The 13,308-nt window shown below is 37.7% G+C and carries 13 protein-coding genes; all 13 read right to left on the bottom strand.

Going from position 1 to position 13,308, the window contains the following annotated elements; all coding sequences use genetic code 11:
• Positions 1-656: 656 nt before the first annotated feature.
• The 13 genes from ACW2QF_RS04200 to cysW all read right to left on the bottom strand — a co-directional run bounded on the left by ACW2QF_RS04200 (position 657) and on the right by cysW (position 13,297).
• Positions 657-1,073: a M67 family metallopeptidase gene (locus ACW2QF_RS04200; protein WP_455714744.1), complete on the bottom strand. Its 417-nt coding sequence runs from the start codon at positions 1,071-1,073 to the stop codon at positions 657-659.
• Positions 1,074-1,155: 82 nt separating this feature from the next.
• Positions 1,156-1,959, bottom strand: a complete 804-nt coding sequence (gene thiF / locus ACW2QF_RS04205; protein ID WP_455714745.1) for a thiazole biosynthesis adenylyltransferase ThiF — start codon at positions 1,957-1,959, stop codon at positions 1,156-1,158.
• Complete coding sequence (thiS, locus tag ACW2QF_RS04210; RefSeq protein WP_455714746.1) at positions 1,960-2,169, bottom strand: sulfur carrier protein ThiS; 210 nt, start codon at positions 2,167-2,169, stop codon at positions 1,960-1,962.
• A 246-nt stretch (positions 2,170-2,415) separates the two neighbouring features.
• Complete coding sequence (locus ACW2QF_RS04215) at positions 2,416-2,739, bottom strand: thioredoxin family protein (RefSeq protein WP_455714747.1); 324 nt, start codon at positions 2,737-2,739, stop codon at positions 2,416-2,418.
• 20 nt (positions 2,740-2,759) lie between these two features.
• Complete coding sequence (locus ACW2QF_RS04220; RefSeq protein ID WP_455714748.1) at positions 2,760-3,005, bottom strand: sulfurtransferase TusA family protein; 246 nt, start codon at positions 3,003-3,005, stop codon at positions 2,760-2,762.
• On the bottom strand, positions 2,998-3,858 hold the full coding sequence (locus tag ACW2QF_RS04225) for a 4Fe-4S binding protein (protein ID WP_455714749.1): 861 nt from the start codon (positions 3,856-3,858) through the stop codon (positions 2,998-3,000). The genes ACW2QF_RS04220 and ACW2QF_RS04225 overlap by 8 nt, the downstream gene beginning before the upstream one ends.
• 518 nt (positions 3,859-4,376) lie before the next feature.
• Entirely contained in the window at positions 4,377-5,606 is a 1,230-nt protein-coding gene (locus ACW2QF_RS04230; protein WP_455714770.1) for an O-acetylhomoserine aminocarboxypropyltransferase/cysteine synthase family protein, read from the bottom strand.
• A gap of 147 nt (positions 5,607-5,753) precedes the next feature.
• Complete coding sequence (locus ACW2QF_RS04235) at positions 5,754-7,466, bottom strand: sulfate adenylyltransferase subunit 1 (RefSeq protein WP_455714750.1); 1,713 nt, start codon at positions 7,464-7,466, stop codon at positions 5,754-5,756.
• Between the two features lie 16 nt (positions 7,467-7,482).
• Positions 7,483-8,283 (bottom strand): sulfate adenylyltransferase subunit CysD, encoded by an 801-nt coding sequence (gene cysD / locus ACW2QF_RS04240; RefSeq protein ID WP_455714751.1) that lies wholly within the window; start codon positions 8,281-8,283, stop codon positions 7,483-7,485.
• A gap of 397 nt (positions 8,284-8,680) precedes the next feature.
• Positions 8,681-8,995 carry a 4Fe-4S dicluster domain-containing protein gene (locus ACW2QF_RS04245; protein ID WP_455714752.1) on the bottom strand — a complete coding sequence of 105 codons (315 nt, stop codon included), beginning with the start codon at positions 8,993-8,995 and terminating at the stop codon, positions 8,681-8,683.
• Positions 8,979-10,682, bottom strand: coding sequence for an adenylyl-sulfate reductase subunit alpha (locus ACW2QF_RS04250; protein WP_455714753.1), 1,704 nt, complete (start codon positions 10,680-10,682; stop codon positions 8,979-8,981). The genes ACW2QF_RS04245 and ACW2QF_RS04250 overlap by 17 nt, the downstream gene beginning before the upstream one ends.
• A gap of 707 nt (positions 10,683-11,389) precedes the next feature.
• On the bottom strand, positions 11,390-12,451 hold the full coding sequence (locus ACW2QF_RS04255) for a sulfate/molybdate ABC transporter ATP-binding protein (RefSeq protein ID WP_455714754.1): 1,062 nt from the start codon (positions 12,449-12,451) through the stop codon (positions 11,390-11,392).
• Positions 12,452-12,454: 3 nt separating this feature from the next.
• On the bottom strand, positions 12,455-13,297 hold the full coding sequence (gene cysW, locus ACW2QF_RS04260) for a sulfate ABC transporter permease subunit CysW (protein ID WP_455714755.1): 843 nt from the start codon (positions 13,295-13,297) through the stop codon (positions 12,455-12,457).
• Between the last annotated feature and the right edge of the window lie 11 nt (positions 13,298-13,308).

Below are 13,308 nucleotides of genomic sequence, written 5' to 3' on the forward strand. Positions count from 1 at the left end.
AATAATTATTTGTTACACGGGACTGCAAATTATATCTGCAAAAAAAATGCCTTTCGAAGTCCAATTGTCTTTGACAATCCACGTATCCTCCTTTATCTTTTTATATTACTACTAAATCAGGAGTTACACTTTTAAATACTTTTTTTGTAGTTATTAGCGCATACTCATTTTACTACCATATTTAATATGGTAATATATGGTCCCCTTGTTTACCCACTATATTATAACTCAAAATTTTTTACATTAAAGTGTTTTTTTATTTTTCTACCTTTTTATAAAATATGACGTTTTTCGCCATTGGTTTTTATTTGTATTTTACTATGTAGCTATGTATTACACTGAAATAATAGCCTAATATACAGTCATTTCCTTGTTATAAATTGGTAGTATTGGACAAATTGATTCCAATCTTTCAAGTCCCTCTTGACGGACAAAATTCATCATTTTTAGCGTAAACTTTACACGTTTGAAACACTCTTTTTTTCTAAATAAAACCATCTCTTTTACTCGATTTAATCTCTATTTTTTCGTAACAAAATAAAGGATTAAAATAGCATATAAAGAACAGGTTTGATATTAAATCCCTGGTCTAAGCTAAATTAATCCTCATTGAAAATTTAAAATAAATATTTATCTACCCTATCGGCAGTTACGCATTAAGAAATAATCATAACTTCCTCCACTGAAACTTCTTTTGCTTCATTGATATGAAATACTTTAAGCACTGGAGCTTCCTCATTCATTAAAGAAACAATTCCATAAAGTAACTTAGAATCATATGCAAGCCGCTTATCCTCTTCTGATGGCCTAGCTGGTGTTTCTGGATGCGAATGAAAGTTCCCGATTAGTTGTAATTTATTACTACGAATATCTTTGATGGCCGCAAACTGTTCCTTGGGATCCATTGAGAAGTGCTCTCTACTGGCATCTATGTTCGTTAGGCAATAGACCTTCTTCACATAGGTGACTCCATCAACGACAATCCCTCCAAGCAAGCCACATGCTTCATTTGGTAATCCATCCTTGGCATGCTTGATTATCGTATTATAGTCTTCTTCATTAATCTGTATCATGCTCTTCAACCTCTATTCTACTTATTAATTTACTTGATGTACTTGTGTTTCTAAAAGTAGAAACGCAAGTACATCAATAAACTCAGCCTTCGCACTCAGTAAGTTCGTAGTCAATTAACTTCGTTATGGTTGGATTATCGGAACATACGGCACAACCTTTACTGTTCTTTGGTAAGCTAATTGTACGAAACTCCATCTTAAGAGCATCATACGTTAACAACTTTCCAACTAATAACTCTCCAACACCTAATATGTACTTTAACGCTTCCATAGCTTGTAAGCTTCCAATGACTCCACCCATCGCCCCAATAACTCCTGCCTGCTTACAAGTAGGCACTGCATCTTTTGGTGGAGGTGATTGGAATACACAACGATAGCAAGGCCCTTGATTTGGAACATAAGTCATAAGTTGCCCTTTGAATCTTATAATTCCTGCATGAGAAAATGGTTTCTTTGCCATAACACATGCGTCATTGATTAAGAATTTAGCAGGAAAATTATCTGTACCATCGATAATAAAATCGTATTCTTTCACTAAGTCAAGGATATTCTCAGAAGTAACAAATGTATGGTAGGTATTCACCGTCACATCTGGATTCATTTCATTCATGGTTTCTTTAGCAGATAGTACCTTTGGCTTTCCTACGTCCTTCGTTGCATGAATGATCTGTCGTTGTAGATTAGATAAGTCCACTTCATCAGCATCAGCAATTCCAATTGTTCCAACACCTGCAGCTGCTAGATACATGGCTGCTGGTGCTCCGAGTCCACCTGCACCAATAATTAATACTTTTGCATTTAGAAGTTTCTTCTGTCCCTTGGCTCCAACTTCTTGTAAGATAATATGTCTGGAATATCGTTCTAATTGTTCATTGGTAAATGCCATTTAGAAACTCCCTCCTCCCATAAAATACAAAAACTCTACCGAGTCGTTTTCCTTCAATACCGTTTCCGCAAATGCATTGGAATCTATGAATTCTTCATTCACACTCACTGTAACATATAGTGGATTTTCGATTTCTTCTACCTCTATTAATTTTTCAATTGAAATTCCATCCTCTACTTCTGTTTTCTTACCTGCAACTGTTATATACATGTAATACCTCCGTTTTATATGTCATTCTATGTGATGTTTATTTTACTATTGTCAAATTGTGATTTATCGACTCAAACTTCGCACATCAAAAATTATATCTTGAGTAGATGGTTGCTATATTCGTGAGGAAAACTGTCTGAACACGTCAGCACTGTACTGACTACGTGTGAAGCCAAGCGAGAGCGCGTTTTCCGATGAATATAGCAACCATCTACTCGGTGAAAAACTACAAGTGCGAAGTTTGAATTATTGATTAATAAAACCTTCTAGTAAATCTTTAATTTCCTCTTTTTTCTTTACTCCATGACTTTGATTAACAACCTCACCATCAACAAATACTAAGAATGTCGGTGCTCCCATAACAAGATAACGACTTGCAAGTTCCATATCAAAATTGACATTTACTTTCACAATCTTAACTTGTTCACCATATTCCTCTTCTAGTTGTGAGAGAATTGGAGACATTTGCTTACATGGTATGCAAGAGTCAGAATAGAACTCTACTAAAACAGGAACCTTCGCTTGCAATACTTCGTTTTCAAAATTATCTTGATTAACACGACTCGCCACAAACTTACCTCCTATACTTATTAGTCTTCAACCTTCTTAACAAGAAGGTTATAGGTACCGTCTCCATTATTAAGTAGTTTTAAAATCTGATGTCCTTCTTCTTTCAAGCTTCGTGGTACATTCTGCACGGGTTCTCCATCATTCATCTTAACTGATAGTATCTGTCCATCATCTAATTCCTCCATGGCTACCTTTGCCTTAACGAATGTTAGTGGACATACCACATCTGTTATATCTACGGTATCATCAATTTGAAAATCAGTCATTATAAGCCTCCTCTACTACCTTCTTTAGTGCATCCCAACCTACACGGTCAATAGTAAACTTAAATCTCTCTCCAGGATTTGCATTATCGTCAAAGAATTGAATTGCTGAATCCGTTACACGATATAATTGTTCTTCCGATTTGATTAATGGCAAGATACTAGAACCCTTGTTAATCGTATTACCAAACAAACCTCCGAACGAAACAATATACGCTTTATCCCCAGCCCATGCCTCTGTTGGGCAAGATTTTGCACATCTTCCACAGTAAGTACATTTACTCTCATCGAGAATGATATTATCTTCCTCTATGGTAAGAGCACCTTCACGACATGCCTTCTCACATACTCCACAGAAGATACATTTATCCTTATCCCATTTGACATCTAACGCACCTTTAACGCCAACGTCATTCTCTTCAGCTTTTAAACAATTATTCTGGCAACCTGTAACACCGAATTTAAACTTGTGAGGCAACTCTCTAGCATAATAACGTTTATCCAGTTCTGTTGCGATTTCATAACAATCGATATTACCACTTGGACATACCGTATTCCCTTGGCAAGCGGTAACAGTTCGAACTCTAGGTCCACAAACACCAGGTTTACATCCACCCTTTGCCAACTCTTCCTTAACCTCTTCAATATCTTCAAAACGAATATATGGAATCTCAACACCTTGACGAGATGTTAGATGTACATACCCTTTCCCGAATTTATCCGCCACTTTATAGATTGCCTGAAGATTCTCCGAAGTTAATGTCCCCCCTACGACTTGTAACCGTAGCGAAAACAATCCCTTTTGCTTCTGGCGCATAAAACCACCTTTTTTCAAAGCACCATAATCAATAGCCATTGTACTGCTCCTTTCGTATTACATAGAACTTCCATAATTTCATAACGCAATTGTTTATAACATAGGATTTGTGAGCTAAAAGGTCATAAACAATGCTGATAATAACTACTAGTCATCATTTATCCATTCAACAGTTCACATGTATCTGTGTATCAATAAAGTAAACACGCAAAACTCTTAGCCACCTATCCTCGCTTCTTAGCTACGTACTATGACTAAGAAACAATAGCGAAGCAACGATAGTACTTCTTAGTGGGTACTTAACCAACCTAGGAAGGTGAGCCATGGATGGCGAACCAGCCGTGCGATGTGGAAATTGATAGATTTAGATTACCTTGTGTCATCGCACTAGGGAGGCAGGATGCCGAATCGAAGGCGTTTCCGTATCTTTTGAATATCTACATGTACCCGCTTAGAAGTACTTAGTTGTGTAGCGTGTTTTGTGTCATAGTACGTAGCTAAGAAGCTTAGAAAATGTATATAGAGTTTTGCATCGGTACCTGAAATACACAAATACCTCAATCCTTTTCAATTGCCTGCCTAAAGTCTGCAATTAAATCCTCTATATCTTCAATCCCCACACTGATTCGAATCAAGTCCTCATATACACCAGCATTTTCTTTTTCTGCGTTCGAACTGGAATGATATATAGTAGAAGCTGGATGGATCACAAGTGTCTTGGCATCTCCTATGTTAGACACCTTCAATGCATAGTTAAGATTGTTAATAACCGAGAAAGCTTTCTCTTTGGAACCCATACGTATAGTCACCATAGCCCCATATCCATTTTGAAATTGTTTCTTGGCTATTTGATAATACGGACTGCTTTCTAAACCTGGATAATTCACATGTTCCACCTGGTCTGCTGTCTCAAACCACTTAGCAAGTGCTAACGCGTTGGAACAAGCACGTTCCATACGAAGGCCTAAGGTTTCAAGCCCAAGGCAATTAAGATAGGAATTGAATGGGGATAAGCAGGCTCCTGTGTTGCGAAATAGAGCTTCTCTTAATTTGGCTACATATGCATATGGTCCCATCTTTTTATACGCCATAATCTGAGGATACTGTTTTTCGTTCCATGGAAACTTGCCACTATCTGTTATAACTCCACTAATAGAATTACCGCTACCATTGATATATTTTGAGGAGGAATGAATGACTATGTCAGCACCTAGCTCTAATGGTTTTACTAAATAAGGTGTTGCCAAAGTATTATCTACGATGAATAAAATGTTGTGCTTCTTTGCAACTGCGGCTATGGCTTGTATATCCAGTACATCAAGTTTTGGATTTCCGATGATTTCTGCAAAGATAACCTTGGTATGCTCTGTTATGTTCTTCTCAATCTCTTCTGCTGTTGTCTGAAGAACATATTTTGTATGTACTCCAAATGCCTCTAAATCCCTAAATAGTCCAATGGTTCCTCCGAATATCCCTACGCTGGAGATAATCTCATCAGAAGTTTTCACCACATTCATTATGGCATTGAATATTGCAGCCATTCCTGATGCACATGCCACGGTACTAATTCCACCTTCAAGTGCAGTAATTCGTTCTTCAAAGGATGTGTTAGTTGGGTTACTAACCCTCGTATAAGAATAACCAGGCGCAGCATTCACGAAGACTCTCTCTAATTTCTCTGCCGATTCCTGTTCAAATGCGCTAGACTGATAGATCGGTGTTAGCGTTGCACCAGTTTTCTTATCACTTCTCACATTTCCATGTAGCAATGCTGTGTTAAACTTTATCTTATCTGCCATACTCCTTCCCCCTTATCTTATTATTTAGACGTGAGAAATTACTTAGTAATTCCCACGCCTAACTTATGACTCCTTGCAGAGTACGGTCTTACACTATACATAATTCTGAGAAGTAACTTCCCTACTTCTCTTAAGTTAGATTACCCAGTAGTTATTATGAAATACTACAAAACGATAGGTATCAAAACGCATCCACTTATTAAGAAATGCAACTTCTCTTCTTTCATCTAATCCCTGATACTCTTTTAAGAAATGCGTTAACTCTTCTTCTGAGCTTACCTTAATTGCAAATCCTCTTCCATTTGTAATTGGACGACCTGCATAACGATACTCCCTGATTGGAATAATATCGCTAATCTTACCATCTCTAATTTGTATTGCTACTTGATCACGTAATTCCAAGATATCAAAATTCTCTGGATACTCATAACTCTCACCTTTCAGTGGAATAGCATCTCCAATTGTGTATGTAACTGATGACACTTCTGTTTTGTCTACCGTAAATTGTTCGACATTATAATAAAATTCTTCAAAGATATCGCCTCTAGCTTTTAATTTACCTTTATAGAAAGTCACTAATTCTTTGTTTTCTTTCTCTTCTTCCGCACTGGTTATAATTCCACCGCCTGCAACGTCATAGCCATCTACAATAACAAATCTTCCTGTCACTTGACTTTGTGAGAATTGGTCAAATGCAACTGGTTCCTTAGTTGTAATAACTACCTCAGCAACATCATTAAGAGCTATCTTTTGAGCCTGCTCACTGGAATCCAAACTAGATGCATCAATTACTTTGATAATTTCTTCTAACTCACCTTCAATTTCTCTGGTCGCTAATTTAATCTTATATTTCTTATCCTTTACTAGATTGTTCTTGCCCATCCAGAAGATGCTGGCTCTAAAGGAGTTGGTTACAAGCGGTTTGCTATCTTCGAAAGCAATTATCTCTCCACGTTTATTAAAGAATTCATCCGAAACAGTTATTCCTACGGACTGTCCTGCGAATACAATGTCTGTCTTATCTCGATCTGCCCAGTACTCAATAGTCTTAACAGTTGTCTTCTTACCTTCTGGATATATAGTAATCTGATCTCCTACTTGTAAGGTTCCTGCTTCAATACGACCAGAGATAATTCTTCTATCATCAAACTTATATACATCTTGAATTGGAAAACGAAGTGGTTTCTTATCAAGCCCTTTTTCTTTCTCGATGCTATCCATTGCCTCGATAACGGAGTTACCCGAAAACCAATCTAATTTATCGGATTTCTCTAATATATTTTCACCATAATAGGCAGAGATAGGAATATAATCAATTGGTTTGATATTAAGAGTATCAAGAAATTCTGTCATATCCTTCTTAACAGATTCGTATACTTCCTTTGAATAATCAACCAAATCCATCTTATTAAGCACAACATATACCTTCTTAATTCCTATTAAAGAAAGAATGTATGCATGGCGTTTTGACTGTTCCTGAACACCTTCCTTAGCATCAATAATAAGAAATGCTGCTTCTGCATTGGCCGCTCCTGAAATCATATTTTTCAAGAATTCCTTATGACCTGGGGCATCTATGATTACATACTCCCTCTTATCAGTCTGAAATTGAATTTGCGTGGTATCAATGGTGATTCCTTGTTTTTGCTCCTCTTCAAATGCATCTAATAGATATGCATATTCAAAAGGCTTTCCTGTTTCCTTTGCAATTCTCTTTACCTTATCAATGGTCCCCTGTGGTAACGAGTGGGTATCATATAATAGGCGGCCAATAACCGTTGATTTTCCATGATCCACATGCCCTACAACTACTATTTTTAATCTATCAATGTTTTCATTCTTTGCCATACTAATCCCCTCCCTCCTACATATATCCGTCTTTACGCAACTTCTGCATTGCATATGAGTCTTCTTGGTCTTGTGCTCTTCCTGCCCGTTCACTAACTGTTGTATGTTTCAACTCTTCAATGATATCCTCTACCGAAGTCGCATTGGATTCAATCTGTCCAGTACAAGGTGCACAGCCTAAACTACGATAGCGTTTTCCATCTCTAGCAAAATATAAATCAATAATTGGAATATTCTCGCGTAAGATATATTCCCAGATGTCGATTTCGTTCCAGTGTAATAATGGATGCACACGGATATGATTTCCTTTCGGAAAATCGGTCTTAAATTGGTCCCAAAGTTCAGGTGGTTGATTTGAATAATCCCACTCATCATTCTTATTACGTTCTGAAAATACTCTTTCTTTGGAACGCGAACCTTCCTCATCACGACGAACACCAACGATTAATCCGTCGAACTCGTATTTCTTAACTACTTGCTGTAATGCTTCTGTTTTCAGTGCTTTACAGCAAACCAATCTACCTTGAGCAGGACCCATTCCAGCATCAATGGCTTCTCTGTTGGTATGTACAATTAAGTCTAAGTTTAATTCCTTTGCTACCTTATCTCGATAAGCAATCATTTCTGGAATTTTGTAAGTGGTATCTACGTGAATGAATGGAAATGGACAATATCCAAAGAATGCTTTCTTTGCTAACCATAATAAAACCGTAGAATCCTTTCCTATTGACCACAGCATACCTAACTTACCTAACTTCTTATACGCTTCCCTGAGAATATAAATACTTTCCGCTTCCAATGTGTCTAAATGATCCATATACTGATCCTCCTATCATAATGATTTACAATCAACTTCTTGGATTCGAGAGCCAAAAGGTCTTAGTTTAAGTAGTAAAGCAAAACTCGGAATCGTGTAGATTTACTTCTTAACTGACGTACTATAACTAAGAAATAGTAGCGAAACATCTATAGTACTTCTTAGTGTGTACGGCATATCCTAGGAATGCGAGGCATGGAGGCCGAGCAAACCTGAGCTGAGGCAGGAGCCGAATCGAAGGTGGTTCCGTACCTTTTTGACAACTGTATTGTACACACTTAGAAGTACTTAGGTGTGTAGCGTGTTTCGTGTTATCGTACGCCAGCTAAGAAGCTATGATATGTATATAGAGTTTTGCAATTAATAAATTGACCTTTTGGCACTCTAATCCTTCTAGCTAATACTGGTTAGATTCCTTACGGTCGATTACAATCTCCCTACTCTTTCCATTTGGGTTTTCAATTGACCACGTTACAATATCTCCATCACAGCTTGTTGATAGATGACTTCCTCTTCCACCAATATCTGCTCCAAGATATAGAGAAATTGCTCCAAACTTACATTCTTTCACGCAAGAGGCACACCCCCAACAATCTTTGGGATACTGAATATAAGCCTTGTTATTATCATCCATTGCTAGCAAAGTACCTGGGCAAACTGAGGTACACATAGTACAACCAACGCATTTATTATTATTAATTGCTATGCTCATAGGTCTCACCTCGCTTTACCAAGTCTCTATAGATAATATTAAGTGTATTCCCCTCACGTTTGGAATTCACATATTGTAACCATTCTTCACGACTTTCTGGATAGTCTAGATTTTCTGCGAAACTATGCCATCTCGTTTCTTTTCTCGCTCGTAGATGGGCTATAACACTTTGACAGACCACAAGCCGTTCTCTTAATTCATATACAAACAGTAGCTCATGCATGTCATCTGCCCTTAATTGTTTACTCAATTCTATAATCTGTTCAATCTTCTCATCCGCTAAATCTAATTGCTTTTCATTATATTGATAATGACTACTGATACCTCCTGCATAGGTATCCATAACCTTTTGCATGGCTTCTTCTAACTGTTCTGTGGTAAAAATGGTATCTTCACGGTTTAGTATTAATTCAATCTCTGCTTTCTTATTTCTAACGAATACTTCATCAAAATCATTCTGATAAGATTCTTCCTGTCTTTCTTCTTTCATTGCTTCTACTGCTGCATTCGCTGCAATTTCTCCCTCAACCAATGCACCTGTAACATACTTTTGAGGACAACCACCTGCTACATCACCAGCGGCGTATAATCCTTTGATTGTAGTTTGTCTATTGGTATCAACCCAATATCCACTGGCTGTATGGCCACCTACGATATATGGTTCTGTTCCTTCAATCTCTACATTCTGTTCACTTGGATTCTTTCCTGATTCAACCCACTTAAGCGTTTGACTAGGTGCCATGTTTAGATAGGCGCGAAGTAATTCTCTATCTTGTTCTGGTGTACCCCCCTCTGTTCTTAGATAACAAGGTCCCCTACCTTCTAGATTCTCACGAACCGTTCCATAAACTCTTTCTGATGTTGTATTTCCATATTTATCATCATAAACTTCTCCTAGGGAATTCACTTGTTTCGCACCCACTCCTTGTGCTATGGTTCCAGTTGGTGCAATGGTATCCTTACAACGTAACGCGATAAATCTCATCTCAAAGGTGGTCATCTCTGCACCCGATAGAATTCCCATGGCATACCCTGCACCTGTATTAAATGGAGGATACCACATCTTATGTCTAGAAAATCCCGGATTGTTTGGTCGATATAGCCCTGCTGCTCCACCAGTTGCACAGATCACTTTCTTTGCGTGAATTACATAAAGAATATTCTCTTCAATGTCAATCCCCAATGCTCCATAGATTTGATTATCTTTCACTAGATACTCCGTAACTGCAACTCGATTTAATACAGTAACATTCTTCAATGCTTCTACTACATCAGCTAGAATTGGTTTAATATTCTCACCGTTAATCTTAATGTTTCGATTACCTCTTGCCACATATTCACCATTCTCATCTTTCAGAATTACAAGCCCAAGATCCTCTAATTTCTTCGTTACTCGGTTAAGTCCTTCAGACATTGTAATCAATAAATCATCTCTTACAATTCCTGCTGCATCTTTCGTAGCATAATCAACGTAATCCCTAGGAGTTCTCCCCTTTACTATGTACGCATTGATTGCATTTACTCCTGCTGCCAAACAGCCACTTCTCTTAATATTGGCTTTCTCTGCAATAATTACACTAGCATCCGACTTCTCCCGTATGGTCAGAGCCGCATAACACCCAGCTGTCCCACCACCGATAATCAAGATATCCGTATTATAGGTTTTCACTGTAATTTGTTTACTCATTCTATACCCACGTTCCTTTCTTTGTTGAGATACTTGTGTATTCTTGTGTAATGACCGCAAAACTCTATTTAGGTTGTCATAGCTTCTTAGCTGCCGTACTATGACACGAAACACGCTACACATCTAAGTACTTCTAGGTGTGTACATTATAGGTGTCTAAATGGTACGGAACCGCCTTCGATTCGGCATCCTGCCTCAGCGAAGGCTGGCTCGGCTTCCTAGGTGTTGTTGTACACACTAAGAAGTACTATAGATGTTTCGCTATCGTTTCTTAGTCATAGTACGGCAGTTAAGAAGCAGATTTACGTAATTGAGAGTTTTGCTTATTTACTTTGTTGGTACACAAGTACGGGTAAGTTATTGAATTGATTTAATATTCTTTGTTGCTACGTTAATAACTTTATACAAGTAGCGTGATGAAGTTTAAAGGCACATAGACTATCAAATTTCCCCTGCTACCTACTCATAAATAGTGATTCTGAAAATTCAGCATACAGATTTGACACCCTATCGTTTATAGGAATCTCAGGTAATTACGAAACTAGGTACCCTCAACAGATACTTCTTTCCTTGCAACTATGCTAAGAAACGATAGCGAAGTAACTATAGTACTTCTTAGTTATGTAGCGTGTTTCGTGCATAGTTGCAAGGAAAGAAGTATCTTCACAACCTATCTACGTTTCGTAATTACCGTCCCGTCCCCCCTCCTAAATAAACACAGGGTTCCTATCTTCCATTGCTTTATTTTCAAGTAAAAGGGTACTATTGTCGTCGAATGCGTACAATCGATATACCAAAACATTGACCTTCTCGCCTACTTGAACGCTTTCTTTCTCAAGGGATCTTGTGGCTGTGAAACTCTGTTCTTTCACTCGAACCTTTATTTCTAGGTTATTCCCTCTAAAGGAAACGCTTTCCACAATACCTTCTTCTGCTGCACTAAGATATTGCTCTAGTTCTCCTTGTTTTGCTATTCTTATAAACTCAGGTCGTATGACTGCTTGATGCATTGACTCTACCTTATCAAATCCAATCAAGCTGGTGTAATCGTCAACTAAGCTAGACTGGCCTATAAATTGAGCTACAAATGGTGTGGTAGGTTTCTTATAGATATCAACAGGTGAACCCATCTGTTCTATTCGTCCTTGATTCGTTATAATGATTTCATCAGCTACTTCGATGGCTTCATCTTGGTCATGTGTAACGAATATGCTAGTAATCCCTACCCTGCTGATCATTTCCTTAAGCCAACTTCTAAGCTCCTGTCTAACCTTAGCATCGATTGCTGCAAACGGTTCGTCTAGTAACAACAACTGAGGATTAGGCGCTAGGGCCCTTGCGAATGCAACTCTTTGCCTTTGTCCACCTGATAATTGATTGGGATAACGATGTTCTAGTCCCTCTAAGCCAATTAATTTAATTAATTCTAATACACGGTCTTTCGTTTCTTTCTTACTCTTCTTCTGAATCTCCAGCCCGAAAGCAATATTATCGTATACGTCCATATAACGAAACAAAGCATAACTTTGGAATACAAATCCGATTCCTCTCTTGCTTGCAGGAATATCATTGACCCTTTTCCCATTAATGAAGATATCTCCTGAGTCTGGTTGTTCTAAACCTGCTATCATTCGAAGGATTGTGGTCTTCCCACTTCCACTTGGACCAAGTAAACCAATTAATTTACCTTGTTCAATTCCAAAGTTCACATGATCAGAAGCTTTATAATTATGAAAGGTTTTATTGATGTCTTTAAGTTCTACGTACATATCTTACCTTCCTCCCTTCTTCGCCTTATATTCCACTATATTTCGTAAAATTAGGATAATAACTGCTAGTACGACTAAGATTGATGCCACAGCAAATGCCGCTGATAATTTGAATTCATTGTATATAATCTCTACATGAAGAGGAAGTGTATTGGTCTTACCTCGTAGATGCCCTGACAAAACAGATACCGCGCCGAACTCTCCCATAGCTCTAGCGCTACATAACACAATTCCATATAACAAAGCCCATTTTATATGCGGAAGTGTTATTTTACGAAAGATACGAAATCCACTTGCTCCCATAAGCGCTGCCGCCTCTTCCTCATCTCTTCCTTGTGCGTTCAAAACAGGAATAATCTCTCTTGATATGAATGGAAATGTTACAAAAACCGTGGCGATAATTACACCTGGTACGGCAAATACTATTTGAATATTATGTGCATTAAGAAAATCGTGGGCCCAACCAATACGGCCAAATGTAAGAATAAAGATCAAACCTGCTATTACTGGGGAAACAGCAAATGGGATATCAATTATTGTTAGAAGTAATTGCTTTCCTTTAAAATGAAATTTAGTAACTGCCCAAGCTGCAAATAATCCAAAGAAAGTATTTATAGCTACTGCTGTTATGGTTGCAATTATTGTTAACCGTAGGGCCTTAATGGTATAGGGATCTGTAACTGCTTCTATGTATTTTGCTAACCCATCTTTCAACGCGTAAACAATTAGTACAAGCATGGGGATTACAAGCATTATAATGACAAATAACAAGCTTACTGTTATTAATACGATCTTTGTAATCTTGGTTCCTTTTTTTAGATTTACTGATTCTTGTTCTATACTCATACCTTCCTCCT

The sequence above is a fragment of the Anaerosporobacter sp. genome, assembly GCF_965301125.1.